Annotated in this window: 23 protein-coding genes; 12 read left to right on the top strand and 11 right to left on the bottom strand. The window is 35.4% G+C overall.

What is annotated here, in order from left to right; translation table 11 throughout:
• Positions 1-26: 26 nt before the first annotated feature.
• The 3 genes from MKX37_RS03040 to MKX37_RS03050 form a co-directional block, all read right to left on the bottom strand.
• A complete protein-coding gene (locus MKX37_RS03040) occupies positions 27-1,289 on the bottom strand; it encodes a VanW family protein (protein WP_016126541.1) in 1,263 nt (420 codons plus the stop codon).
• A 234-nt stretch (positions 1,290-1,523) separates the two neighbouring features.
• The gene (locus MKX37_RS03045) at positions 1,524-2,540 is read right to left on the bottom strand and encodes an LCP family glycopolymer transferase (RefSeq protein ID WP_002029713.1); all 1,017 of its coding nucleotides are present in this window, start codon (positions 2,538-2,540) and stop codon (positions 1,524-1,526) included.
• Between the two features lie 186 nt (positions 2,541-2,726).
• Positions 2,727-3,905, bottom strand: coding sequence for a NupC/NupG family nucleoside CNT transporter (locus tag MKX37_RS03050; RefSeq protein WP_002091009.1), 1,179 nt, complete (start codon positions 3,903-3,905; stop codon positions 2,727-2,729).
• A gap of 91 nt (positions 3,906-3,996) precedes the next feature.
• Between MKX37_RS03050 and gloA2 the strand changes: the two genes are divergently transcribed.
• The 3 genes from gloA2 to aspA all read left to right on the top strand — a co-directional run bounded on the left by gloA2 (position 3,997) and on the right by aspA (position 7,404).
• Complete coding sequence (gene gloA2 / locus MKX37_RS03055; protein ID WP_001017670.1) at positions 3,997-4,383, top strand: SMU1112c/YaeR family gloxylase I-like metalloprotein; 387 nt, start codon at positions 3,997-3,999, stop codon at positions 4,381-4,383.
• A gap of 107 nt (positions 4,384-4,490) precedes the next feature.
• Positions 4,491-5,789: a hemolysin family protein gene (locus MKX37_RS03060; protein WP_002125161.1), complete on the top strand. Its 1,299-nt coding sequence runs from the start codon at positions 4,491-4,493 to the stop codon at positions 5,787-5,789.
• A gap of 181 nt (positions 5,790-5,970) precedes the next feature.
• Positions 5,971-7,404 (top strand): aspartate ammonia-lyase, encoded by a 1,434-nt coding sequence (gene aspA / locus MKX37_RS03065; protein ID WP_002029742.1) that lies wholly within the window; start codon positions 5,971-5,973, stop codon positions 7,402-7,404.
• Between the two features lie 38 nt (positions 7,405-7,442).
• Here aspA and MKX37_RS03070 read toward each other — a convergent pair whose 3' ends face one another.
• On the bottom strand, positions 7,443-9,062 hold the full coding sequence (locus MKX37_RS03070; RefSeq protein WP_078203670.1) for an L-lactate permease: 1,620 nt from the start codon (positions 9,060-9,062) through the stop codon (positions 7,443-7,445).
• 203 nt (positions 9,063-9,265) lie between these two features.
• Positions 9,266-9,802: a redoxin domain-containing protein gene (locus tag MKX37_RS03075; RefSeq protein WP_307838409.1), complete on the bottom strand. Its 537-nt coding sequence runs from the start codon at positions 9,800-9,802 to the stop codon at positions 9,266-9,268.
• A 387-nt stretch (positions 9,803-10,189) separates the two neighbouring features.
• Between MKX37_RS03075 and MKX37_RS03080 the strand changes: the two genes are divergently transcribed.
• Entirely contained in the window at positions 10,190-10,477 is a 288-nt protein-coding gene (locus MKX37_RS03080; protein ID WP_001075217.1) for an ArsR/SmtB family transcription factor, read from the top strand.
• A gap of 207 nt (positions 10,478-10,684) precedes the next feature.
• Positions 10,685-10,864 (top strand): acid-soluble spore protein H, encoded by a 180-nt coding sequence (locus MKX37_RS03085; protein WP_059037725.1) that lies wholly within the window; start codon positions 10,685-10,687, stop codon positions 10,862-10,864.
• A gap of 41 nt (positions 10,865-10,905) precedes the next feature.
• Here MKX37_RS03085 and MKX37_RS03090 read toward each other — a convergent pair whose 3' ends face one another.
• Both MKX37_RS03090 and MKX37_RS03095 read right to left on the bottom strand, forming a co-directional pair.
• On the bottom strand, positions 10,906-12,291 hold the full coding sequence (locus MKX37_RS03090; protein WP_003187347.1) for a peptide MFS transporter: 1,386 nt from the start codon (positions 12,289-12,291) through the stop codon (positions 10,906-10,908).
• A gap of 379 nt (positions 12,292-12,670) precedes the next feature.
• Complete coding sequence (locus MKX37_RS03095) at positions 12,671-13,639, bottom strand: ABC transporter substrate-binding protein (protein ID WP_002125165.1); 969 nt, start codon at positions 13,637-13,639, stop codon at positions 12,671-12,673.
• 172 nt (positions 13,640-13,811) lie between these two features.
• Between MKX37_RS03095 and MKX37_RS03100 the strand changes: the two genes are divergently transcribed.
• The 3 genes from MKX37_RS03100 to MKX37_RS03110 are packed head-to-tail and all read left to right on the top strand — an operon-like array spanning position 13,812 to position 16,705.
• The gene (locus MKX37_RS03100) at positions 13,812-14,816 is read left to right on the top strand and encodes a FecCD family ABC transporter permease (protein WP_002029732.1); all 1,005 of its coding nucleotides are present in this window, start codon (positions 13,812-13,814) and stop codon (positions 14,814-14,816) included.
• Positions 14,813-15,871, top strand: a complete 1,059-nt coding sequence (locus MKX37_RS03105; protein ID WP_002125167.1) for a FecCD family ABC transporter permease — start codon at positions 14,813-14,815, stop codon at positions 15,869-15,871. Before MKX37_RS03100 ends, MKX37_RS03105 begins: the two co-directional genes overlap by 4 nt.
• A 12-nt stretch (positions 15,872-15,883) precedes the next feature.
• Positions 15,884-16,705, top strand: coding sequence for an ABC transporter ATP-binding protein (locus MKX37_RS03110; protein ID WP_002167083.1), 822 nt, complete (start codon positions 15,884-15,886; stop codon positions 16,703-16,705).
• 183 nt (positions 16,706-16,888) lie between these two features.
• Here the strand turns inward: MKX37_RS03110 and MKX37_RS03115 are convergent, their stop codons facing one another.
• Complete coding sequence (locus MKX37_RS03115; protein ID WP_003187341.1) at positions 16,889-17,620, bottom strand: class I SAM-dependent methyltransferase; 732 nt, start codon at positions 17,618-17,620, stop codon at positions 16,889-16,891.
• A 212-nt stretch (positions 17,621-17,832) separates the two neighbouring features.
• On the opposite strand from MKX37_RS03115, the gene MKX37_RS03120 reads away from it, so the two are divergent.
• Genes MKX37_RS03120 through MKX37_RS03130 form a run of 3 tightly spaced genes read left to right on the top strand, consistent with a single transcriptional unit; the run spans position 17,833 to position 20,516 of the window.
• Positions 17,833-19,023 (top strand): glycine C-acetyltransferase, encoded by a 1,191-nt coding sequence (locus MKX37_RS03120; protein ID WP_000095918.1) that lies wholly within the window; start codon positions 17,833-17,835, stop codon positions 19,021-19,023.
• Between the two features lie 44 nt (positions 19,024-19,067).
• Complete coding sequence (locus MKX37_RS03125; protein WP_002125175.1) at positions 19,068-20,033, top strand: L-threonine 3-dehydrogenase; 966 nt, start codon at positions 19,068-19,070, stop codon at positions 20,031-20,033.
• Positions 20,034-20,093: 60 nt separating this feature from the next.
• Positions 20,094-20,516, top strand: coding sequence for an NUDIX hydrolase (locus tag MKX37_RS03130; RefSeq protein WP_002090992.1), 423 nt, complete (start codon positions 20,094-20,096; stop codon positions 20,514-20,516).
• A gap of 40 nt (positions 20,517-20,556) precedes the next feature.
• On the opposite strand, the gene MKX37_RS03135 is transcribed toward MKX37_RS03130, so the two are convergent.
• The 3 genes from MKX37_RS03135 to MKX37_RS03145 form a co-directional block, all read right to left on the bottom strand.
• Positions 20,557-22,440, bottom strand: a complete 1,884-nt coding sequence (locus MKX37_RS03135; protein WP_002029726.1) for a vWA domain-containing protein — start codon at positions 22,438-22,440, stop codon at positions 20,557-20,559.
• Between the two features lie 3 nt (positions 22,441-22,443).
• Entirely contained in the window at positions 22,444-23,337 is an 894-nt protein-coding gene (locus MKX37_RS03140) for an ATP-binding protein (protein WP_000892986.1), read from the bottom strand.
• Between the two features lie 127 nt (positions 23,338-23,464).
• On the bottom strand, positions 23,465-24,994 hold the full coding sequence (locus MKX37_RS03145) for a cardiolipin synthase (protein ID WP_002186930.1): 1,530 nt from the start codon (positions 24,992-24,994) through the stop codon (positions 23,465-23,467).
• 380 nt (positions 24,995-25,374) lie between these two features.
• On the opposite strand from MKX37_RS03145, the gene MKX37_RS03150 reads away from it, so the two are divergent.
• Positions 25,375-25,704 (top strand): hypothetical protein, encoded by a 330-nt coding sequence (locus tag MKX37_RS03150; RefSeq protein WP_002125182.1) that lies wholly within the window; start codon positions 25,375-25,377, stop codon positions 25,702-25,704.
• Positions 25,705-26,058 lie beyond the last annotated feature (354 nt).

A 26,058-nucleotide genomic window follows, 5' to 3' on the forward strand; every position in this document is an offset into this window, starting at 1 on the left:
TTGAAATTTGTCCGTTTGATATTATCTCATTGTTTTGGGGCACTTTTATATACGCTTTTTGAAATTTGTCCATTTGAGAGTACTTCACCGTTTTGTGTTACTTTTTTATACGTAACCGCTGTTATTTTATCACCAGTATTACTAATTACTTGAGAAGAAACTTCAACATTTTTACCAGTATTTGTACCGAAAATACGTGTAGTAATACTACCGCCATTTGAAAATGCTTGAATGTAAATATGCTTACCTGTATTGTTTTTAAATTTTAAATCCGGACCATAATCTGCCACTGCTGCATCCTGCCCAAGTGGTAAATAATTTACGGGCATAGAATGATTGCTTCGAGAAACAATTCCTAAATCTGCCCTTAAAGCTGCGCTGTATAAAGTACTACTTACTTGGCAAACGCCTCCGCCTGCACTTTGTATAACTTTACCTTGTGAATATACTGCTGCGGATTTATAACCATGTGCAGCATCAGTTACGCCAACACGGCCATTAAAACTAAACGTTTCATCAGGTGCTACAATAACTCCACTTAACGTATTAGCTGACTTATTTACGTTATAGGATTGATTTCCATTACGGCCAGCCATTGGGGTGGAATATTCAGCAATCACTTCTTTAATCCCCATTTGTTGTATATCTTCTGTAGAACGTTCAGGTTTTATTAGTGTAACTGGTAATACAACATCGGGTGCGCCAGAAGTAATAGCTGCGCTTGTTAAATCGGTTAATTTTCCTTTATCAATTTTTTCTCCATTTTGACTTTGGGTAATATTTACTGTAGAGCCTTCAACACTTAATTCGGCGTTGACAGGATTTTTTAATGTTTCATTATATTTATCCTTTATAAAGGTTTCATAAGTTGTTGTATTTAATTGTGGTGTTAATTTATAGTCACGTTTTACTTCACCGTTTTCAGCTTGCTTACGCATGTTGTAACGATTCATTACGTTCCCTTCTTGTTCTTTAAAGATATTGTCGACAATATCCTTCTCTTTATAATCTACTCCTAAATCTTTCCACGTGTAATTTTGCTTATCATTTTGGAATACGTAGTTAAGAGATTTTTGATTTAATTCATTCATCTTTTGATTAACAAGGGCTTGAATATCTGCTTTATTTTTTCCATCAAGAGAAATACCTTCAAATGTAGTGTTTGGTAGTGCAGTTGTATTTAGTTGATTATTTAATTTGGATACATATTGATATCCACCAATACCACCAACGCAAAGTAATATGCCACCAGCAATAGCGGAACCAATCAGTATTTTGCTTAGCTTCATTTATTTCCCCCCAGAAAAATTTTTATAAATATATGTATTACATTTTTTGTATAAAAATGATGAAAATAACATTATGTACGTCCTAGTATACTATTATTTTCACTACGTGTGTAATGTTTTCATAAAAAATGTTACACTGCTGTAATAATTGTCTCTTTTTGTCACAATATGCATGAGAAATATGTTGAAAATTATAATAAAAAGGCTGCTTAGAAAAATCTAGCAGCCTTTTTATTATAATTTTTTATGCTCATTTTTATTCGTAACACCGAGATGTTCTTGAAGTGTTGTCGATATATCATTAACACTCTTTTCGTTTGGAACGTAATAATAAATACCACCTATATATTTATCAGTACCTTCCACTTGCAATTTATCCATTTTTAAATTTGAATCCATTGAATTTTTTGCAATAGTCATCATATCATCAAAAGTTAAATTTGTTTTTAAGTCTGTATCGACAGCATCTAATAGGCTTCCGATTTTATTAATGGAATTGAGAGATAGGGCTTTTTCAGCAATAGCCTCTAAAACAAGTTGTTGTCGTTGACCACGCATATAATCACTATCAATATGACGCGTTCTAGCTAGTGCAAGTGCTTCTTCTCCATTTAAATGTTGACGCCCTTTTTTTAGGTGAATTGCATCTGCTTCGTCGCTACTATTTTGTTCTGTGAACTCAACTGGAACGTCGACAGTTATACCACCTAGAGAATCAACAATCTTGATAAAGGATTTGAAATTAAATTTTACATAGTAATCAACTGGTACATCTAAAAATTTTTCTACTGTATCAATTGTGCTGTCTACACCACCAAATACATGTGCATGTGTAATTTTATCATATTTATCACGTGATTTAATGAAGACGCGTGAATCACGTGGAATGCTGACTAGTTTAACAGATTTATCATTTTTATTAATTGTTGCAAGTAGTAATGCATCTGTACGAGTCGCTTTTCCGTAACCTTTTTCCCTGATATCACTTTCATCAACACCCATGATCAGGACAGAAATATTATCAGTCATAGGTTTAACAGCTTTTTCACGTTTGCTGGATTTATCTCCTCGGCCGAGTTCAGAATAAGCGTTGCTTAAGACGGATTTTGCTTTACTGTATATATGGAAGGAATAGCCTCCTGCTCCCATTGCTACAATAAGTAAGGGAATAAGAATGAACCAAAGTAGGCGCTTTTTCTTTGAGCGTCCTTTTTTGGCTCGAGTTTCGTTGTTAATGTCGGATTTCATCATTTTTTCTCCTTTAAAACAATCAAAGTGTATACATTTAGAAGCGTATTAAAACACATAAAAAATATTTTACGCTAAATAAAAGGTATTGTACATGTATAAAAAATAGATGTATTGATTATTTATAAGACATCTATTCGTTATTGTATACAAAAGACAGGGATAAGAAAATGATAAAATTTTACCTAATTAAAGCATAATACTTACAATAATCGCAGATAAAATACTAACAAGAGTAGCGCCGTATAGTAATTTTAGGCCGAAGCGGGCAACAACATTTCCTTGTTCTTCGTTTAACCCTTTTACCGCACCGGAAATAATTCCAATGGAAGAAAAGTTGGCAAAAGAAACGAGGAAGACAGAAATAATACCAACTGTACGGATAGAGAGAGTGCTGGAAATTTTACTAAGATCCATCATTGCTACAAATTCATTTGTTACAAGCTTTGTTGCCATAATGCTACCCGCTGTGACAATTTCAGAACTTGGTACGCCGATAAGAAATGCAATAGGGGCGAATACATAGCCTATTAATTGTTGGAAAGTAATGCCGAATATAATGAGGAATAGGTCATTAATGCAACTCATTAATGCGACGAATCCAATGAGCATAGCACCGACGACAATTGCTACACGAAAACCATCAAGAATGTATTCTCCAAGCATTTCAAAGAAACTTTGTTTTCCCCCTTTTATTACCAAAATGTCTTCATCATCGTTAACGTCGTAAGGGTTAATAATGAGTACGATAATAAAACCACTAAATAAATTGAGAACGAGTGCGGTTACTACATATTTTGGTTCAATCATTGTCATATAGGCACCGACAATGGACATAGATACTGTTGACATAGCAGAGGCGCAAAGTGTATATAGTCGATGTTTTGGAATTTGGGCTAATTGTTTTTTAACCGTAATAAAAACTTCTGATTGGCCGACAATAGCGGAAGCGATGGCGTTGTAAGATTCTAATTTCCCAAGACCGTTTATTTTGCTAAGAAAGAAACCAATCCAACGAATAAAGAATGGTAGTATTTTGAAATGTTGTAATATACCAATTAAGACGGAGATAAAGACAATCGGTAATAATACGTTAAGGAAAAATGGCATTTCCCCTTTATTTGCAAGACCGCCAAATACAAAGTTTATACCACTGGCAGCATACTCAAGTAGCCTCGTAAACAGGCTAGAAATTACCGTAATAAGTATGAGACCAATTTCTGTATTTAATAATAAATAGGTTAAAATTAATTGTATAATAAGCATGATAAAAATTGGTTTAAATTTAATATGTTTCTTATTGTTGCTAGCAATATAAGCAAGGAAGAAAACAACGATAAGTCCCACGAAAAAAGTAATAAATTTCATAGTAAGCCCCCTAAAAGAGATATTCTGCTATATATGTTTTTCATTTCAAGGGAGAATATGCATCTTTGGTAAAGAAAGGAATAGAGAGAGCATGAATATATGTAGAGTGCACCACGTTGCAATTATTTGTTCGAATTATGAACTGTCAAAGGATTTTTATACTCGGATATTAGGTTTTAAAGCGATAAATGAAGTATATAGAAAAGAACGAGATTCTTATAAGTTAGATTTATGTGTAGGGGAAGAGTATCAAATTGAATTATTTTCATTTCCTAGTCCACCTGAGCGCCCAAGTTTTCCAGAAGCAGCTGGACTTAGACATTTAGCATTTGCTGTTACAAATATAGAAGAAGCTGTAAACCATTTAAAACAATGCGGTGTGGAGACTGAAGCGATACGTATGGATGAAATTACGGATAAAAAATTTGTCTTTTTCCAAGATCCTGATGGCTTGCCTTTAGAATTGTATGAGGCTTGAAATTGGTGAATTTTATATAGGGTTGCTTTCAAATAAATGAAGAAACTAAAGTGAAACTTCTTTTTTAAAGGAGGTGTAACTTTAGCTAAGAAAGCTAAAGGACATATGTGGATATTTTAAAATTACTGATGGTAGCCATCCTTATTGCGTTAACAGCATTTTTTGTGGCTGTTGAGTTTGCAATTATTAAGGTGCGTAGCAGTCGTATTGATCAACTCGTTAGTGAAAAACGACGAGGAGCATTGGCAGCTAAAAAAGTAACTTCGAATTTAGATGAGTATTTATCAGCATGTCAGTTAGGTATTACAATTACTGCTTTAGGGCTTGGGTGGTTAGGAGAGCCCACTATAAAACATATACTCGAGCCGTTGTTTTTAAAACTACACCTATCTCCTGCAATTGCAAGTACAGTTTCATTTATTATTGCCTTTGCAGTTATTACGTTTTTACATGTTGTCATTGGTGAACTTGCTCCGAAGACGCTCGCTATACAAAGGGCAGAGCAAGTTAGTTTATTATTATCGAAGCCAATTATTTACTTTTACCGAGTAATGTATCCGTTTATTTGGGCTTTAAATGGTTCTGCAAGGCTTGTAACAGGGTTATTCGGATTACATCCGGCTTCTGAACATGAAGTAGCTCATTCGGAGGAAGAATTACGATTAATCTTATCTGAGAGTTATGAGAGTGGAGAGATTAATCAAAGGGAATTTAAATATGTAAATAATATTTTTGAATTCGATAATAGAGTCGCAAAGGAAATTATGGTACCTCGTACGGAAGTTGTAGGTTTATATGAGGACGAACCATTTGAAACACATATTAAAATAATCGCACAAGAAAAGTACACGAGATATCCCGTATTTGGTGAAGATAAAGATGAAATTATTGGGATGGTTAATGTAAAGGATTTATTTATTCGTTATATGGATGGTAATCGAGAAGAGGGGTGCTCGATTACGCCATATACAAGGCCAGTTATTGAAGTGTTAGAAAATATCCCTATTCATGATTTGCTATTACAAATGCAAAGAAAACGAATTCCATTAGCTGTATTATATGATGAATATGGTGGTACAGCGGGGATCGTTACACTAGAAGATATTTTAGAAGAAATTGTTGGAGAAATCCGAGATGAATACGATGAAGATGAGCATCCACCTATAGAACATATAAGTGAAGTGTGTAAAATTGTAGAGGGGAAAGTGCTTATTAGCGAAGTAAATGATTTATTTGGCATACATTTGGTCGCTGATGATGTTGATACAATTGGTGGTTGGATTATGGTACAAAAACAGATCGTTGCTGAGGGGGATATTATTGAGAAACACGGCTTTTCTTTTAAAGTTCTTGAAAAGGATATGCATCAAATTAAGCGAGTTGAAATAAAGAAAGTAGAAGAATGAATGGATTTTCTATTATATAAACTTTAATAAAAAGTATATATAGAAAAATAAATGTTTGCGCTTTCAAAAAAGGTGCTATATAGTGAAAGTGGATACTGAAGAATTCATTTAATGATACTCGTATTTTATAGGGCGAATTCTTTAGATAAGGATTTAGAATGAAAAGTATAGGTGATGAAAAATGATAGCAACGAAGGATATACGTATAGAAAAAGATTTTTTAGGTGAAAAGGAAGTACCGAGTGTAGCTTATTATGGTGTACAAACATTACGTGCCGTAGAAAACTTTCCTATTACAGGATACCGCATTCATCCGTCACTCATTACGGCAATGGCAATTGTAAAAAAAGCGGCAGCGCTTGCGAATATAGATACAGGTTACTTAGCTAAAGATATCGGACAAGAAATTGCAGAAGCGGCACAAGAGATTGTTGATGGAAAGTTCCATGATCAATTTATCGTAGACCCGATTCAAGGCGGAGCAGGTACTTCAATTAATATGAATACTAATGAAGTAATTGCTAATAGAGCGCTAGAACGTATGGGATACGAAAAAGGTGAATATGCGAAAATTAGCCCAAACACTCATGTGAACATGGCCCAATCAACAAATGATGCGTTTCCAACTGGGATTCATATAGCAACTCTTATGATGCTGGAAGAACTTCTTGTTACAATGGAAGAACTTCACTCTGCTTTTCATGATAAAGCAAAAGAGTTCGATCACGTTATTAAAATGGGGCGTACGCATTTGCAAGATGCAGTTCCAATTCGCCTTGGACAAGAATTTGAAGCATATAGCAGAGTGCTAGAGCGTGATATAAAAAGAATTAAACAGTCTCGTCAACATTTATACGAAGTTAATATGGGTGCGACAGCTGTCGGTACGGGATTAAATGCAAACCCTACTTATATAGAACAAGTTGTGAAGCATTTACGAACTTTTAGTGGTTTCCCTCTTGTTGGTGCAGAGCACTTAGTTGATGCGACGCAAAACACAGATGCATATACAGAAGTATCTGCAGCACTAAAAGTATGTATGATGAATATGTCTAAAATTGCAAATGACCTTCGTATTATGGCGTCTGGTCCACGTGTTGGGTTGGCGGAAATTCAATTACCAGCTCGTCAACCAGGTTCATCTATTATGCCGGGGAAAGTAAATCCAGTTATGGCAGAAGTAATTAACCAAGTTGCTTTCCAAGTAATTGGAAATGACCATACAATTTGCTTAGCGTCAGAAGCTGGACAATTAGAGTTAAATGTAATGGAGCCGGTATTAGTATTTAATTTAATTCAATCCATCAGTATTATGAATAACGGTTTCCGTGTATTCCGTGAATACTGTATAAAGGGAATTACAGCGAATGAAGAGTTGCTTAAGCAATATGTTGAAAAAAGTGTTGGAGTTATTACAGCAGTGAATCCTCATATTGGTTATGAAGCAGCTTCTCGCATTGCACGTGAAGCAATTGCGACAGGAAAATCTGTTAGGGAGCTATGTTTAGAACATGGTGTACTTACAGCAGAAGAGCTTGATATTATTTTGGACCCATACGAAATGACGCATCCTGAAATTGCTGGTGCTTCTTTATTAAAGACTAAAAAAATGTAATGTAAAAAGCACCGATCCAAATGGATCGGTGCTTTTTTTTAGAAGATATTAAATACAGAGTTGAGTTGAAGTAAGCTAATAATAGCTAAGAAGATTAAACTATATTTCATTACTATTTTAAATAGAGCAGATTCTTGACCAACTAGTCCAACTGCTGCACAAGCAACTGCTACAGATTGTGGTGAAACCATTTTTGCGATTGTACCACCAACTACGTTTAATGAAACGAGAGTAGATGGTACGATGTTTAACTGATCGGCAGTTACTGCTTGAAGTGGTGCGAATAATGAACCACTTGATACGACTGAACCTGTAATGAATACGCCAATCCATCCTAAGATTGGAGAAAGAACTGGGAATGCATTACCAGTAGAAGAGAATGCAAGTCCAAGTGTAGATGACATACCAGAGTAGTTTTCTACGTAAGCTAAAGCGATAACGCTACAAATTGTATATACTGGAACTTTTAGTTCTTTTATTGTTTCGATCATTAATTCTTTAATCATTTTGCCGTTTACACGGTAGACGATAAGTGAAACGATGATTGCTAATACAATCGCAGTAGTTGTAGAAGAGAATACATCTAGTTTGAAAATCGCTGCGAAAGGTGTATCAGCCTTTGTAATTGGTGCAGTTTTCATAACCGCATTATGAAGACCAGGGAATTGAATGTTAAATACTAAGTTTGCCAATGGACCATCCGGAGCAAATAAAGCTTTAATTGGTTTTAAATTAAAGATTGTTACAAATGCAGTTAAGAATACGAATGGGGACCAAGCATATAAAATTTGATTGAATGTATGAGATTCTTTTTCTTCTTGTTTTTCTTCTTTATCAGAAGATTTTGGTTGCCAAACACGTAAGAATAATGTAAGAGCGACCATACTTACGACTGCTGCGAAAATATTAGTAAGTTCAGCGCCTAAGAAGTAAGTCACAAGGAACTGAGTAATTGCGAAAGAAACACCACTTACAAGAATACCTTGCCAAGTTTCTTTAATGCCTTTAAATCCATCTACCATTGAAACAAGTAAGAACGGTAAAACAATGCTAATGAATGGCAAAATGTAAACAGCTTGACGACCGACAGTTAATGCATCTAGCCCAGTTAATTGTGCAGGTACTGTAACTGGAATACCCATAGCACCCATAGCACCACCAGCGATATTAGCTACTAAGCAAATACCTGCTGCTTTTAATGGATTAAAGCCCATACCTACAAGTAATGCAGCTGTAATAGCAACTGGAACACCGAAACCAGCTGCGCCTTCTAAGAAAGCACCGAAAGAATAAGCGATTAATAATACTTGTAAACGCTGATCATTTGTAATACTTGAAATGCTATCACGAATGACATTGAATTGTTCTGTTTTAACAGTTAATTTGTAAAGGAAGATAGCTGCGATAACGATAGTACAAATTGGATAAAATCCAGATAAAACACCGAATCCGGCAGATGCTACAGCTACAGTTGCGGGCATTTTATAAACAAATATAGCAAGAATAATAGCGACGATCACACTATAAAGCCCAGCCATGTAACCTTTCATTTTGAATCCCACTAAACAAATAATGAAGCAAAAAATTGGGAGTGCTGCGATTAGTGCAGATAACCAAATATTGTTTAATGGGTCATAAATTTGTGTCCAAGTACTCATAATAATGACAACTCCTATCTATTATATGTGAAGAAATTCACATTATTTGTGAAACTATTCACAATCAACTTACATGCTTAGTATATTCTCCTTCAACACTATTGTCAACGTGAAAAAGTATAATTATTCCATAATAGTATTAAAAGTAACATTTTGTTCATAAAGTAGACAAAAAGCGTAATCAAATTGATTTGATTACGCTTCTATAAATTATTTACATATTCTTTCATTTTTTCATATGTCATTGGTCCTACATGCTTATATTGAATGACACCGTTTGTATCGATGACAAAAGATGTTGGAATGCTGATGATTTGATATGTGGCACTTGCCTGGCCTTTCTGATCTAATAGGACGGGGAAGGTATATTTGTTTTCTTCAAGAAATTGTTTTACATTATTCGGGTCTTTTTCAGTAGCTGTCGCATTTACAGCAACAATTTCAATCCCCATATCTTTAGTATCGTGATAAAACTTTTCCATATCAGGCATTTCTATTTTGCATGGACCACACCAGCTTGCCCAAAAATTCAATATTACTTTTTTTCCTTTATAGTCTGTAAGACGAACTTCTTGACCAGTGGTTGTTTCCAGAAGGAAATCGAGGGCAGCATTGCCAACTTCAGTTCCAATGGGGATGTTTGATTTTGAAGCTATATCTTCTTTTTTGTATAGGAAGTGATTGATAATGGTCCAGCCAACCGCAATGCTAATTAACGCAAAAATAAACCATTTTTTAATATTACATCATCCTCCTTACTTAAATTTCCTTTTTATCGTAACAAAGTGGTTAAATATGGTCAAATTACTTTACGATAGGTTATCAATTATGGACGATATTTTACAATATCATTACTGTACATTTCAGTAAGGTGAAAATATAACAAAAAGCCTGATAAAACAACGTTTGTAAGCAAAGTATTGCTAGCCCTTTGTTTTGCTTTTTTATTGTATCATATAGTATAATATTCAAAATCAGGTGGGATTTTTTCTTGAACTGTGTGCTGATAAAAGTCGGAAAATTTTCTCAGCATTATAGGTTGATAAAGTTATGTCGTAACAGGAAATATAAGAACAGATATATAAATAAATAAAGAGAAAATAAAAAATGAAAATGAGGGGAATTTTATGAACCAAAACCAATTTGACTGTCGTATTTCAGAAGAAGACGTACAGATGTTAAGAGCATTAGCTCATCCACTTCGTCTACGTTTAGTAATGGAACTGATGCAGCGTGGAACATGTAATGTAACACAATTACAAGAGGTATTAGAAATTCCACAATCAACTGTTTCGCAGCATTTAACGAAATTAAAACAAAATAAAGTAGTACGCTTTGAGAGACGCGGGTTAGAAGTGTACTATCAAATTCATAACGATAAAGTAAGTGAAGTAGTAAAAACATTATTTTCTTAATTTTTGAATATTATGGAAAGAAGACGTGTGAAATATACGTCTTTTTTTATTTGGAAAGGATCTAATAATAGGAAGATTTGAGAGCGTATATATTAGCGTGTTAGAAAGAAACAAACTATCGGTTGAAGTGCTAAATTGACGGAATATATTCTGAAGGGATATGAAAAGATAGAAAGGAGTGTTGTAAGCCAAAGGAGGAATAATATAATGGATGTAAAACGTGTGAAACAGATATTATCTTCTTCAAGTAGAATTGATGTTACATACGAGGGAGTCCCCGTATGGATTGAGAGCTGTGATGAGCAGAAGGGTAGTGCTCAAGTGTATGACGTATCCAACCCAGGAGAGAGGGTTCACGTGGATGTGACGGCTTTAGAAGAGATGTAATAGAAAAGACGCTTCTAATTTTAGAAGCGTCTTTTTGTGTGTTATTCCATCATACTTGCAACTTTTTTAGAGAAGAGAAGAAGTACAAAGCCTAAGATGATAACGATAATACCGATACTTGCAAATACTTCAAGGTATCCTAATGATTGTGTAAAGGAAGCAAGTTTACCTGCTAACCAGTTAGCCATACCCGTACCAGCTAACCATACCCCCATTAGTAATGATGCTAATTTTACAGGAGCGATTGCACTTACCATTGATAGACCGATTGGTGATAAGAATAGCTCACCAATTGTATGGAAGAGATAAGTGATAACGATGAATAATAAATTTGCTTTTACAGTTATATCTGCTTCACTACTTCCAGTTTTTAGAACTGCTAATGTTAAAACAAGATAACCTATACCTAGTAAAATCATACCAAATGCCATTTTTGTTGGCACTTTTAAATCACCGCGTTTTGTTTTAGAAAGTTTTAACCATAGCATAGATACAAATGGTGCAAGTAGTACGATGAATGCTGGGTTAACGGATTGGAACCAAGATGTTGGCACTTCCCAACCGAAAATTGTACGATCAACAAATTTATTTGTATAAAGTGTTAGAGAACTACCAGCTTGTTCAAATCCTGCCCAGAAGAATACTACGAAACAAGTTAAAATTACAATTGCCCAAGTACGATTTTTCTCTTGTTTTGTTAAAGGTTTCTTTTCGACTACAGGCTGATTTTTTGATCTTTTACCGACAACTGTTGTTCCTGCTTTACCAAGGTAACGAGGAGCTAATAAGTTGAAAACAATTTGTCCAATAATCATACCGATACAAGCTGCTAAGAATCCGTATTTATATCCCATAACAATAACGCCATTAGCGCTTGTTTTAAAGAAATCTTCTGCTAAAAATCCACAAATAAGTGGAGCGAAGAAAGCACCTACGTTAATACCCATATAGAAGATAGTAAATGCACTGTCACGACGTGAATCATTTTCACCATACAATTCACCTAACAGTGTAGAAATATTTGGTTTGAAGAATCCATTACCAATAACTAATAGTATTAATCCAAGGAATAGTCCTGTTTTTGTATTCATTGAGAATAGTACAAAGTTGCCGATTGCCATAATAATTCCGCCGAGAGTAATGGCATGACGTCTTGTAATATAATGATCCGTTAGCCATCCGCCTATAATTGGCATGAAATATACTGCCGCTGTAAAAGTACCATATAATTGCACTGCGACTGCCTTATCAAATCCTAACCCGCCACTAACAGCAGCAGTTGTTAAATAAAGAACTAAAAGGCCGCGCATTCCATAATAACTAAATCTTTCCCACATTTCTGTTAAGAACAACAAATATAATCCTGGTGGATGTTTTTTTGGTGATTGTTGTTCTCCAGCTTTGTCTAATTTTAAAGCTGTATCCATTTTTGTTTCCCCCTAATCCTGTATAACGGATATTTATGTAATTATTTTAATTCACAAAATATTTAGAAGTCAATAGAATTATATGGAAATAGCAAGAAAATTTATGAAAAAATCTATTTTTCTTCAACCGTTATTATATTTTTCCCTGAAAACAAGATAATAAGCGTTTTCAAATGTAGTAATTGAATTCTAAAATAAAGTAAAATAGTGATAAATCAGAAAATTTAGATTAAAATGTTTATTCTGATATAGAGAAAATATACTATATTTACTTTTATAATATAACATATCGGGAATAAAAATACAAAATGAAATAATGTGACACTTCAGTGAAATGAAAAAACCAGCTCCATAAAAGAGGGAGCTGGTTACAATGAAATTATTTAACAAAGCGTTTTTCAATGTCGTCTAGTAGTAAGTTAGCAGCCATTACACCGCCAGCTGTATTCCAAATAACGTCGTCAACTTTGTATGCTTTTCCGTTCTTTACTGCATTTAAGTTTTTAAAGAGAGGGTCGTTTATATATTCTTTTTCTAGTTCAGAACCTTTTTTCTCATTGCCTTTATCGAATGTGAAGTAGAATAATACATCGCCATCCATTGCCGAAATACGCTCTTTAGATACGTTACGTTCTGCGAAATCATCTTTGTTTTGATCTCCAGGACGTTTAAATCCAAGTTCTTTTAAAATAACACCAGAGAATGTATCGCCATGATAAATACGAACATCACCAGGCATAAAGCGTACCATAGAAATTTCTTGATTTACTGTATCACCAAGTTTGCCTTTTAAATCTTCCATACGTTTTCCGTAATCAGCTAAAACTTTTTGACCTTCTTTTTCCTTATTTAAAGCTTTTGCATAAAATTTGAAGTTATCTTTCCATTCACCACGTAATGTTTCCGAGAAAACAGTAGGTGCAATAGCTTTTAATTGCTCATACACTTTTTCGTGGCGCATTTTGTTACCGATAATTAAGTCTGGTTTTAAAGAAGCGATAGTTTCAACGTTAACTTGTCCTTCATCGCCAACAACTTTTACATCTTTCATTTTATCCTTAATATGCGGATACCATGGGTCACCCGTCCAAGACTTTACAGCCCCAACTGGTTTTACACCTAATTCGAGTAAAGCTTCAGTTCCTTCATTAGTTAAAATAACTACACGTTTTGGATTGGCAGGAACTTCTGTTTTACCCATTGCGTGCTCAACCGTAATCATTTCTTTTTTATTATCTTCTTTTGTTGATTCTTCTTTGTTATTTGATTTTCCACAAGCACTTAAAAGAAGTGAAAAAGCTAGTAAAAATACAAATACTGTAAACGATTTCTTTTGCATGAAATTCATTATGTACCCCCTGCATGTTGAGAATATTTTTCAATAGCAAGCATGATATTAAGCCTTTATCTTTGGATTGTCAATATATATTACTGAAAATAGTTCTCATTATCGTTGACAATGAGAATTAAGTTGAAATACACTTACAACGTATCATTATACATTGAAGGGGAAACGCTGCATGTTATTAAAAACAAATCAAGCAAAATGGATTGGATTACTTGTTGGAATCATTGCAGTCGTTATTTGTATTTGGGGAAGCATTATTTTCGGATATACAAATACGAGCTGGAAATTAGCTTTAGATGCTTTTTTCCATTTTAATGGTTCAAATGAGCATATTATTATTCAAAATGTGCGTCTACCAAGGGCGTTAATTGCAGCAAGTGTTGGTGCTAGTTTAGCCATTGCAGGTTGTTTAATGCAAACTTTAACAAAGAATCCGCTTGCTTCTCCAGATTTTATTGGATTAAATTCAGGCGCTGCGTTCTTTATAGTTGTAGCAATTGTACTCTTTTCCGTGACATCATTATCAGCTTTCACATGGATTGCCTTTTTAGGAGCGGCAGTTGCAGCAGTACTTGTATTTGCCTCTAGTTCTTTAGGAAAAGAAGGGACAACGCCTCTTAAGTTAACATTAGCAGGTGTAGCGATAAGCGCTTTATTTTCATCATTAACACAAGGGTTACTTGTATTAAATGAAAAAGCATTTGAAGAAGTGTTATTTTGGCTTGCCGGATCTGTGCAAGGAAGAAAGTTAGAGATTTTACAATCAGTATTCCCGTATTTATTAATAGGCTGGATTGCATCTTTTATGATGGCAGGGAAAGTAAATACATTAATGATGGGGGAAGATGTTGCAAAGGGGCTCGGACAACGAACGATTTTAATGAAATCATTCGTGTTACTTATTATTGTACTGTTGTCTGGTGGTTCAGTTGCGGTTGCTGGTCCAATTGGATTTATTGGCATCGTTACTCCTCATTTCGCAAGAGCTCTTGTTGGGGTAGATCACAGATGGAGAGTACCCTATAGCGGATTGTTAGGTGCAATACTATTAATCTTGGCTGATATAGCAGCAAGATATGTCATTATGCCACAAGAAGTACCAGTAGGGGTTATGACAGCATTTATCGGGGCCCCATTCTTTATTTATATTGCACGTAAGAGAGGGCTTAGCAAATGAAGAAGTATATTCCGTTTCGTATTGGAAAAGGCGAGCTCTCGTTTTTAATGTATAAACGAGCTTGTCTCGTCTTATTGAGTTTACTAGTTGTTTTAATAGGATTATTTTTTGCGAGTGCAGGTATGGGGGATATGAAAATTGCTCCTTATGATGTATGGCAAGCGATTACCGGAAATGGTGATGCGATGTCAAATATGGTTGTAAATAAATTTCGTATGCCGCGTATTTTAATTGCTATCCTCGTAGGAATTGCGCTTGCGGTAGCGGGCTGTATTTTACAAGGGCTCGTTCGAAACCCACTTGCTTCTCCTGATATCATCGGAATTACGGGCGGGGCAAGTGTTGCAGTTGTACTCTTTTTAGCTATATTTAGTGATAAAAACAATGCGTTAACAGTAAGCATTCATTATATGCCGCTAGCAGCTTTTGCTGGGGCAACAATTGTAGCGTTTTTTGTATATTTATTTGCCTGGAAAAATGATGGATTATCACCGATTAGTCTTGTTTTAATTGGTGTTGGATTTTGGGCATTAACGAAAGCAGCAACAACTTTATTTATGTTGTTAGCACCAATTTATCAAGCAAGTCAAGCGAATGTATGGATCACAGGTACTGTTTATGGCTCTTCGTGGCAAAATGTTATGGTACTTGCGCCGTGGGTTCTCATTTTAACGACAATATCATTTATCGCTGCGAGACATTTAAATGCACAAGAGCTAGGGGATGATATAGCAGTGGGACTTGGTGTTCCTTTAACGAAGTCGCGTGTATTTATGTTGTTACTTAGTACAGCTTTAATTGGCGGGGCAGTTGCCTTTGCAGGAGGAATTGGATTTGTTGGTTTAATGGCACCTCATATTTCGCGAAGATTAGTTGGTTCTTTCTACGGTGCATTGCTCCCAGTTGCGGCGATTATCGGTGCAATTCTAGTACTCGCTGCAGATTTAATTGGGCGTACAGTTTTCACACCACTTGAAATTCCAGCAGGGGTATTTACATCAGCAATTGGTGCACCTTATTTTATTTATTTACTTTATAAAAGTCGGAATTCATAAAGGGAGATGAATATGCAAAAAGCATTGGAGACGAAACGCTTGACGCTGTCGTATGGTGAAACGATTATTATTGATGAGCTGAATTTAGAAATTCCAAAAGGGGAAATTACAATCTTCATCGGTTCTAACGGTTGTGGGAAATCAACTTTATTACGTTCACTAGCTAGATTATTAAAGCCAACAACCGGTGACATTTTGTTAGATAATCAAGCAATTCAAAGTATGCAAACGAAGCAAATCGCTCGTCAAATGGCGATTTTACCGCAAGGGCCACAAGCACCGGAAGGACTTACGGTATTACAACTTGTAAAGCAAGGACGTTATCCATATCAAACATGGCTGAAGCAATGGTCCGAAAAAGATGAGGAAATGGTACAAAAAGCGCTTGCTGCAACGGGTATGACAGAATTTGCTGAGCGTGATGTTCATGCCCTTTCAGGTGGACAACGTCAACGTGCTTGGATTGCAATGACCCTTGCACAAGATACAGATATTATTTTGCTTGATGAGCCGACTACATATTTAGATATGACGCACCAAATTGAAGTGTTAGATTTATTATTCGAATTAAATGAAACAGAGCAAAGAACGATTGTTATGGTATTGCACGATTTAAATTTGGCATGTCGTTATGCAGACAACATTGTAGCTATTCAAGATAAACAAATATATGCGCAAGGTAAACCAGAAGAAGTTATTGACCAGAAGTTAGTTCGGGATGTATTCCGTATGGAGTGTCAAATAAGCGCTGATCCGTTATTTGGGACACCGCTCTGTATCCCGCATGGAAGAGGAAGACGTGTACTTAAAGAGGCTGTTCAGGCGATGAGATAACGAAAAAAGACGATGAGGATTCATCGTCTTTTTTACCCCGCATTAACGGGCAGTAAGATCCCCATCTCAAAATCCAGCGAAAGCAAAGAAGCTGGTTGGGGGATCAACTGCCCGTAAAAGCCCGATTGGTGCGGGCTAATAATCAGTGGGGGATGAACATCCCCCACTGATTAAAGTTTCACTTTATTTTCGGCAAGAAAATAATAGAAAAAGGGGAATACGTAAACGTCGTTCATATTCTTCTTCATCTTGAAAACAGTTTCGATTTGGTGTAGCTTCTTTTAAGCTTGTAATCGTAAATCCGGCTTGTTGTAATAATGTAAAATATTCTTCCGTAGTCCGGTGATATTTAATAACTTCTTGATCAATCCATGGCTCAACTCGTTTTCCTGTTTCGAAATAATCATCGACGAGCCAACTAGTTCTTTTACCACTCGTTTGCAAGCTTTCAAATGAAGAGGTAATAACGGGATGTTGAACGCTAAAGGTGAAGGTTCCGTTTGTTTTTAAAGTTTGAAACACATTTTGAAAAATGATATCAAGGTGTTCAATATAATGTAAGGCGAGTCTAGATGTTACTAAATCAAAAGTAGAAGGAGGGTATGTGTAGTCTTTGAGGTTTAAAAAATGAACGGTGCCATTTTTATTTTCTAGTTGTTTTTTAGCTTTTTCATACATAAGCTCGGAGTCTTCAATACCAGTGTAAGAGTGGCATCCATGTTCTAATAATTTTTCGCCGAATTTAGCATCACCACAACCTAAATCGAGGATTTGTTTTCCTGTTACATTGCCAATGAGCTGAAAGAATGCTGGTTTTTCAAGGGATTCGTTTGGACTATTTTCTCGATATCTTCGCTGCATATATTGCTCTAAAAACGATTCGTTATTATATACATCAGATTCAGTAAATGCCATTTTAAAAGCCTCCTAAATATTTTTTTAATTCTATCAAATATGAAAAGTAAATGATAGATTTCTTGTAATGAATCATTTATAATTTAAAATTGTAAGCGGTTTCTTTAAACTATTTTTCTATAATAAATTCTGAAAACGTGTTAAGCTAGTAGAGGGATTATTAGAACTATTAAGATAATAATCCGCTTACATGAACGATGGGAGGCTTCACGATGTCTAGTAAAACACTTGCAAACTTTTTAGAAGAAAATTTAGAGGATTTAAAATCAAAGGGGCTTTATAACGTAATTGATCCGCTTGAAAGTCCAAATGGACCGATTATTACAATTGGCGGAAAAGAATATATTAACTTATCTTCAAACAACTACCTTGGATTAGCGACTGATAATCGCTTACAAGAAGCAGCAATTGGTGCAATTCATAAGTACGGTGTTGGAGCAGGAGCTGTTCGTACAATTAACGGTACTTTAGATTTGCATATTAAATTAGAAGAAACAATTGCAAAGTTTAAACATACAGAAGCAGCAATTGCTTATCAATCAGGATTTAACTGTAATATGGCAGCGATTTCAGCTGTTATGGATAAAAATGATGCGATTCTTTCAGATGAATTAAACCATGCATCTATTATTGATGGTAGTCGTCTATCAAGAGCGAAAATCATCGTTTATAAGCATTCTGATATGGAAGATTTACGCAAAAAAGCAATCGAGGCAAAAGAATCAGGTCTTTATAATAAATTAATGGTTATTACAGACGGTGTTTTCTCAATGGATGGAGATATTGCAAAATTACCAGAGATTGTTGAAATTGCAGAAGAGCTGGATTTAATGACATATGTAGATGATGCACACGGTTCAGGTGTACTTGGCAAAGGTGCAGGTACTGTAAAACATTTCGGCCTTTCTGATAAAGTTGATTTTCAAATTGGTACATTATCAAAAGCAATTGGGGTAATTGGTGGATATGTAGCTGGGAAACAAAACTTAATCGATTGGTTAAAAGTGCGTTCACGTCCATTCTTATTCTCAACAGCTTTAACACCAGCTGATGCAGCTGCTTGTATGAGATCAATTGAAATTCTAATGGAAAGCACAGAGTTACACGATCGTTTATGGGAAAATGGTCGCTATTTAAAACAAGGGTTAAAAGAACTTGGCTTTAACATTGGAGAAAGTGAGACACCAATTACACCTTGTATTATTGGTGATGAAGTATTAACACAAGAATTTAGTAAACGTCTAAATGAAGAAGGCGTTTACGCAAAATCTATCGTATTCCCAACCGTAGCAAAAGGAATGGGACGCGTTCGTAATATGCCTACAGCAGCTCATACGAAAGAAATGCTAGATGAAGCAATTCGTAAGTATGAAAAAGTAGGGAAAGAAATGGGTATCATTTAAGTAACGACATCTTTTGAATAGCTTGCAAATGGGGAGTGGGAAAAATGAAAAAAATTCTAGTAACCGGTTCTTTAGGGCAAATTGGTTCTGAACTAGTAATGAAACTTCGTGATGTATACGGCGCATCAAATGTTATTGCAACAGATATTCGTGAAACAGACAGTGAAGTAGTAACGTCTGGTCCATTTGAAACGTTAGATGTAACGGATGGACAAAAATTACATGATATTGCAAAGCGTAATGAAGTAGATACAATTATTCATTTAGCGGCTTTACTTTCAGCAACTGCAGAAAAAAATCCGTTATTTGCTTGGAATTTAAATATGGGCGGACTTGTAAATGCATTAGAAGCAGCACGTGAATTAAACTGTAAGTTTTTCACGCCAAGTTCTATCGGTGCATTTGGTCCATCAACGCCAAAAGATAATACACCACAAGATACAATTCAGCGTCCTACTACGATGTATGGGGTAAACAAAGTAGCAGGAGAATTACTATGTGATTATTATCATCAAAAGTTTGGCGTTGATACGCGCGGTGTACGTTTCCCAGGCTTAATTTCTTACGTAGCTCCTCCAGGAGGCGGAACAACTGACTATGCAGTTGAAATTTATTATGAGGCGATTAAAAAAGGTACATACACCTCATACATTGCAGAAGGAACATACATGGACATGATGTATATGCCAGATGCTTTACAAGCAATCATCTCATTAATGGAAGCTGATCCAAATAAACTAGTTCATAGAAATGCGTTTAACATTACAGCAATGAGCTTTGAACCAGAGCAAATTGCAGCATCAATCCGTAAACACATTCCGAACTTTACAATGGATTACGCAGTAGATCCAGCTCGTCAAACAATCGCTGATAGCTGGCCGAACTCTATTGATGCAACAGCAGCAATGAAAGAGTGGGGCTTTAAAGCAGAATATGATTTAGACAGAATGACAACTGATATGCTGGCTAAGTTAAAAAAAAAGCTCGCATCTGAGTTAGTAATGAATTAATAGGAAGAGCCGATTCTTAGGAATTGGCTCTTAATTATTTTAGGAAGGGAGAAAAGCAACATGCAAAGAGTTGATGTTGTATATGCATTAATACACGATAGCGAAAAAGATAAAATATTAATGGTACATAATATAGAACAAAACGTTTGGTCATTGCCAGGCGGGGCTGTTGAAAAAGGTGAAATACTAGAGGAAGCACTAGTAAGAGAAGTGAAAGAAGAGACAGGTTTAACTGCCGCACTCAGTGGACTTGTCGCATTAAATGAGAAGTTTTTTGAAGAGAAAGGACATCATGCATTATTTTTTACATTCCGAGCAAATGTAGTAACAGGTGAACTTCGTGCAGAAGATGAAGGAGAAATTTCCGCAATCGAGTGGGTAGATAGAAAAATCGCGAATGAGCGATTCCCATACTACGATGGAGGGTTCGAATTATTATTAGAAGTTTCCATTCCATACAAGTTTCAACCAGAAACAAAGTAAGTTAACGAAGAAAAACAGGAGCCTCGGGGCTCCTGTTTTTCTATTCAATCGTCTTCAGTAATAGTTTCTTCAACAATGGTTTAATCTTCAGGCGTAAATCTTCAGCATGATTTGCAACTAAGAAGTGATGGTTATAAATGTTTTTCATTAGTTGATAAGTCGCTTCTTTCGCTTCGCCTTCTTCGATAAAGATGCCGATTACTTCCATACCACTTTTACGAGCAAGTTTGACTGCTTCGTGCGTATCTAAAATTCCGTCTTGTTGATAGTCTAGTGCAGAAGGTTCACCGTCTGTAAAGACAAGTAAGAATTTATGTTTTTCTGGTCTTTTCGCAAGCTTTTCGGAAACGATACGAATAATATACCCGTCGCGGTTATCTTCTTCTTCGCGAAGTTGCATAATTTCTGGACCGACGTTTGGTAACGTTGAGTTTTTATACGTAACAACTTCATGGATAACGTTCGGTTTATCTTCAGGTTTAGCACTAGAAGCATCTTCCCAAAATCCACTAATAGCGTGCGGGATTTTTAAAGATTTTAAAGCTTCATGGAATAGGACCACACTCTTCTTCGTTTCTTCCATTTTGTTATACATAGAACCAGAGCAGTCCACTAATAGTTGGAATGCAACGTCGAGCTCTTGTGATTCTTGTCCTTTTTTATAAAACATACGCGGCTGCTTTTCAGTATAAATACGAAGGAATTTCTTACGAAGCCTTCCGTAATATTTATCACTGTTTGCATTCGTTTTGTTTTCAATTGTTTTTTCGATAATTTTCTTTAATTCTTTTACATCTTTATTAACGACTGATTTGATAGCTTGGTAATCTTTTTTCTCATCAGGATTCGATTTGCGAGCTTCTTTAAATGTATGAGAAGCTCCCACATTATACTTGCCGTATGCACCGTCGTTTTGGCTAGAAGCATGAGACGCTCTTGCTTCCTCTGTATCAGCACCATCAAAGTTAGATTGTGTACTTTTTTGGGAAGTACCTTGTACAGAACCAAGTGCTTGGTCACCATCTTCTGATTCACGAGCAGTATCACCCATCATATTTGTTTTTGTTCCGCTTTCTAAATCAAAGCGTAAAAAGTTCTCGTTTTCATTGTTTTTATTTTCACGGTGCCATGTCGAGAAGCTTTCATCCATTTTGTTTTTGTTATCATCGTCATCTAGGAGCTGCGTATCATCATTTGCTAATTTTTCAGCGCGACTGTCTTTCTCATCTGCAATCACAGATAAATAAAGCGGTGCATGTCCGAAATAATTATTAAGCATATCACTTTCAAGAAGTCCTTCTAAACGATAGCGAATTTTCTCAACAATATACATAATATCTTCCGTATTACGAGCTTGGAATGTTTCATGCAAAATTGATTCAATTTGCTCGAAATATTCATTATTAAACATTTCATATTTATCACTCGTTAATGAAAGATAGCATAGACAAAATAGACGATCACCGTGATAGTTACGAACACGATTTATTTCATTTTGTGAGCCAAAGTAATTGCGATACATTTCTTTTCGGCGTTTAAAAATATGTTTTGTGCCAGGACGTAAATTTTTGACGATTTCCTCAACACGTAAATCTTCTAATAGAACAAATAATTGTGTTAAAAACTTTTTTAGCGGCGATTCTTGTAACTCAATCGCATAAGAACGAATTAAAGTCATGTCCGAGTAATGTTTATTACCAAGTGCCTTTAAGAACACTTCGCTTTTTAATCCGATTACTGTATCCTCTTCTTTTCGATCATCCCAAAAGTGACTAATGACAACCTTTTTTTCAATTTCGTCGTAGTATGCTTTATAGCCATACTCAAGATAGGCATCGTCTTCTTTTAGAAGAGCATACATTAAGTTTTCCATTTGTAGAAACAGCGACGCATCAATTTTTTTGTCACTAAAAATTTGTCTCATGAATTATCCCTCAAAGAAATAACTTTCTGCTAATTCACGGACAGTCATTTGTTCTGTTTCATCGTTTAATTTTGCGATAATACTACGTTCAATTGCACGCATAACAGGAATATATACACCTAAATCACATGCATCGATAATGCCACGAATACTAGCTGCTTCTTCACTTACGCGCCCATCACGAGCTAAAGGCATAAGATCGCTTGCGAATGCAACGAACTTTTCAATTGTTGCAACATCATTTAATTTTGATTCAGATAGTAATAGTTCTTTTAATGTATCACCTTGAATGTAAGGAACTTCAATAATAACGAAACGGTTTTTTAACGCTTCGTTTAGTTCACTTGTCCCAACATAACCTTCGTTAATCGCAGCAATTACGCGATATTCGTCATCACCGTATACAACTTCTTGTGTAAATGGGTTTGTAATCATTTTACGGTAATCTAACGCACCATGAAGAAGTGGTAACGTTTCAGGTTTTGCCATATTGATTTCATCAATATAAAGGAAATGACCGTTTTTCATTGCCTTCATAAGAGGACCGTTAACGAACGTAACTTCAGATGCGCCGTCTTTTGTTTGTAATGTGTTGTATCCTAAAATACCTTCTACATCTAAGTCGACAGAACAGTTAATGCTATGCATTGGTTTTTGGAATAAAGAAGAAAGAGTTTCCGCTAGTACTGTTTTACCACTACCAGTTGGCCCTTTTAATAGAATGTTTTTACCAAGTAAAAGTGCTGTAATGGCATCTTCAATAATGCTATTATCAGATGCTTTATATATTTTCTTGCCAATTAAATGTGCATTTTCACCAGCTTCTTGTTTATTCTTTTCATGAATTGTAGAAAGCTGCTGTTTTAAATCAGAATGTATATGAAATTGTTCTAACATGTATTTCCCACCTAACATTATTTTCATAAAGTAATACATCTTATGATAACTTGTTTTAATATGGTATGCAAAGAAAAGGAGAAGGGGGAAATATAAAAGAAAAAGCAATCAATATCACATTGATTGCTTATAGTAAAGGAGAAATGAGTCGCATAAAGGACTCTAATATTCGTTTTTTGATACTTCTTTTTTGGAACGAGTTCCATTTAATTTCAGTGGAGTGTTTAAAGTCTTCTTCAAAATCGCGTTTAATATCATGAACGGTTTCTGATTCATATAGTACGCTAATAATTTCATAATTCAATTCAAAGCTACGTACATCCATATTTGCTGTTCCGATTGTTGCAATTTTATCGTCAACGAGTACAATCTTTGCGTGCATAAATCCATCTTTATAACTGTAAATAGAAGCACCAGCTTTTAAAAGTGGAGTGAAATAGGATTGAGATGCTTGATCGCTAATAATACTATCACTCTTACCAGGATATAAAATGCGTACATCTATGCCAGATATTGCACTTAAGCGTAATAATGTTAAAGTTTCTTGATCCGGAATAAAGTATGGTGTAGCGATCCAAATAGATTTTTTGGCTGAGCCCATAACAGCTAGTAATGTATTACGAATACTTTTATCATCTGAGCTTGGTCCACTTGCTACAATTTGCACCGCACCTTCTGCATCCGGAATTTCTTTTCCTGGGAAGTAGTGTCTATTCATAAATTGATCCCAAGAATAAGTATTCAATCCACTAGACGCATAAAGCCAATCTTCTAGAAAGATGGCTTGTAATTTATACAATGCTTTTCCTTCTATTTTTAAATGACTATCACGCCAAACAGGGAATTTTTTTGAGCGACCAAGATATTCATCACCGACGTTGAGCCCTCCGGTAAAACCAATTTCTCCATCTACAATGACGATTTTACGGTGATTACGATAATTAACTGTCTCGAGTAACCAAGCTGAAAAAATAGGGTCAAATTCGACAATTTCAATTCCAGCTTTTTTCATAGGTTGTAAAAATCGTCGTCTTAACGTATTACTTCCGAGTCCATCATAAAGGAAGCGTACAATAACACCATCTTTTGCTTTTTGTATTAAAGCATCTCGTACTTTTGTACCAATCTCATCAGATTTATAAATATAGTATTGAATATGTATGTGATGTTTTGCATTCTCGATTGCGTTCAAAATTTCTGAAAAGGTTTGATCACCGTTTGTTAAAAGTTTTGTTGTCGTTCTATCTGCGGCAGGCCCGCCTCCGAATTTTTGTAGGACTTCTGTTAAATGTATAGAACGTTCATGTAATGGGACTGTGAGTGATAATTCTAGTCGTCTTCCTTCTAATATTTCGCGGAATAACTTTCTTTGTTCTTCTGAACGATGAAGATGTTTTTTTCTTCTCCAACGGCTACGCCCGAAAATAGAGTATAAAAGTACACCTATAACAGGAAGAAGTGCTAATACTAAAAACCACGCTAAGGTACTTTGGGGTGATCTATTTTCGATAAAAATAACGAATGAAATTCCTACGATTGTGATGGACCATAGAGCACCAACAAACGTATATAACGAAATAACCGATGTATTTAATAGGAAAAGAACGATAGATACGATTGTAAATATTAATAATAATTGAACGATAGGTTTCTTCATTTCTATAAAATTCCTCAAATCTTTCTTAAATATAGACTTCTTATATAAAAAGTGTAATCTGACATTCTTATTATAAAGTGTTTTGTTTTTTTTACAAAATATAGACATTTTCCCCATGCTTTCCGCATTTGTCCTACATACAGTATATTATTACATTTTTATATAGAAAAGGGGATGAATAAAATGTACGATCTTCCATTTGGTGGGTTTGTACATTCTCCATTTTTAGGAGGAGGATTCTTTCCTGGAAGGGGCTTTACTTAGTCCTGCGTTTGGTTATGTCGGATATTGCTATCCATACTATACGGATTATTAACAGTATCCTTACTATTCATACAACACATATTAAAGTAGGGAAATTGAAAAGGAGAGGAAGAGAAATGAACTATATGCTAAATCACGGAGGATATTATCGTAATCATCATGGTGGGGGAGGGCATAATCACCATGGAGGGCATAATCACCATGGAGGACACAATCATTATGATCATCATCATCATCACGGTGGTGGATGGGGCTGGGGTGGCGGCTCGTGGGGCGGAGGATTTTTCCCAGGAAGTTTTGCTGGAGGCATGTTAGGTGGGCTTACAGCTGGCGCATTAACGGGTGCGGCAGGTGGAGGCTACTATCCAGCACCGTACCCAGTAACATACCCAGCACCATATCCAATGCCATACCCGGGTTATCAGCAAATACCATATCAGTATTAAACTAAAAAAGAGGATATCCTCTTTTTTAGTTTAATAATTTATTTATAAAATATTTCCAAAAACAAGGTGAAAATATGTTAATATTTTGTTATTATGATTCAATATGTTAAATGCAAATTTTGGCTTTATCCCGCTATTTGTGGGCAGTAAAACCCCCACCTCAAAATTCAGCTGGAACAAAGAAGTTAGGTGGAAGCCCTGCTACCCGTAAAAGCCCGATTGGTGATCAGTTGGGATGAACAAAACCCCCACTGATTAAAGTTTCACTTTATATTATTATTCGTGAATCGTTGCATTTTGTATATTAATCTCTATTTCATTATGTATCGGCAGTTAGATTTACATCTTAACATT

The sequence above is a fragment of the Bacillus sp. FSL R5-0709 genome (assembly GCF_038004785.1).
In the GTDB taxonomy this organism is placed as follows: domain Bacteria; phylum Bacillota; class Bacilli; order Bacillales; family Bacillaceae_G; genus Bacillus_A; species Bacillus_A mycoides.

What these genes read in the sequence shown, in the direction of transcription:
- MKX37_RS03125 (WP_002125175.1), top strand. Translation starts at nt 19,068, where the DNA reads ATGAAAAAAATTCTAGTAACCGGTTCTTTAGGGCAAATTGGTTCTGAA.
- MKX37_RS03095 (WP_002125165.1), bottom strand. Translation starts at nt 13,639, where the DNA reads ATGAATTTCATGCAAAAGAAATCGTTTACAGTATTTGTATTTTTACTA.
- MKX37_RS03050 (WP_002091009.1), bottom strand. Translation starts at nt 3,905, where the DNA reads ATGAAATTTATTACTTTTTTCGTGGGACTTATCGTTGTTTTCTTCCTT.
- MKX37_RS03070 (WP_078203670.1), bottom strand. Translation starts at nt 9,062, where the DNA reads ATGAGTACTTGGACACAAATTTATGACCCATTAAACAATATTTGGTTA.
- MKX37_RS03040 (WP_016126541.1), bottom strand. Translation starts at nt 1,289, where the DNA reads ATGAAGCTAAGCAAAATACTGATTGGTTCCGCTATTGCTGGTGGCATA.
- gloA2 (WP_001017670.1), top strand. Translation starts at nt 3,997, where the DNA reads ATGAATATATGTAGAGTGCACCACGTTGCAATTATTTGTTCGAATTAT.
- MKX37_RS03150 (WP_002125182.1), top strand. Translation starts at nt 25,375, where the DNA reads ATGAACTATATGCTAAATCACGGAGGATATTATCGTAATCATCATGGT.
- MKX37_RS03110 (WP_002167083.1), top strand. Translation starts at nt 15,884, where the DNA reads ATGCAAAAAGCATTGGAGACGAAACGCTTGACGCTGTCGTATGGTGAA.
- MKX37_RS03080 (WP_001075217.1), top strand. Translation starts at nt 10,190, where the DNA reads ATGAACCAAAACCAATTTGACTGTCGTATTTCAGAAGAAGACGTACAG.
- aspA (WP_002029742.1), top strand. Translation starts at nt 5,971, where the DNA reads ATGATAGCAACGAAGGATATACGTATAGAAAAAGATTTTTTAGGTGAA.
- MKX37_RS03115 (WP_003187341.1), bottom strand. Translation starts at nt 17,620, where the DNA reads ATGGCATTTACTGAATCTGATGTATATAATAACGAATCGTTTTTAGAG.
- MKX37_RS03090 (WP_003187347.1), bottom strand. Translation starts at nt 12,291, where the DNA reads ATGGATACAGCTTTAAAATTAGACAAAGCTGGAGAACAACAATCACCA.
- MKX37_RS03140 (WP_000892986.1), bottom strand. Translation starts at nt 23,337, where the DNA reads ATGTTAGAACAATTTCATATACATTCTGATTTAAAACAGCAGCTTTCT.
- MKX37_RS03105 (WP_002125167.1), top strand. Translation starts at nt 14,813, where the DNA reads ATGAAGAAGTATATTCCGTTTCGTATTGGAAAAGGCGAGCTCTCGTTT.
- MKX37_RS03145 (WP_002186930.1), bottom strand. Translation starts at nt 24,994, where the DNA reads ATGAAGAAACCTATCGTTCAATTATTATTAATATTTACAATCGTATCT.
- MKX37_RS03130 (WP_002090992.1), top strand. Translation starts at nt 20,094, where the DNA reads ATGCAAAGAGTTGATGTTGTATATGCATTAATACACGATAGCGAAAAA.
- MKX37_RS03135 (WP_002029726.1), bottom strand. Translation starts at nt 22,440, where the DNA reads ATGAGACAAATTTTTAGTGACAAAAAAATTGATGCGTCGCTGTTTCTA.
- MKX37_RS03085 (WP_059037725.1), top strand. Translation starts at nt 10,685, where the DNA reads ATGGATGTAAAACGTGTGAAACAGATATTATCTTCTTCAAGTAGAATT.
- MKX37_RS03120 (WP_000095918.1), top strand. Translation starts at nt 17,833, where the DNA reads ATGTCTAGTAAAACACTTGCAAACTTTTTAGAAGAAAATTTAGAGGAT.
- MKX37_RS03100 (WP_002029732.1), top strand. Translation starts at nt 13,812, where the DNA reads ATGTTATTAAAAACAAATCAAGCAAAATGGATTGGATTACTTGTTGGA.
- MKX37_RS03045 (WP_002029713.1), bottom strand. Translation starts at nt 2,540, where the DNA reads ATGATGAAATCCGACATTAACAACGAAACTCGAGCCAAAAAAGGACGC.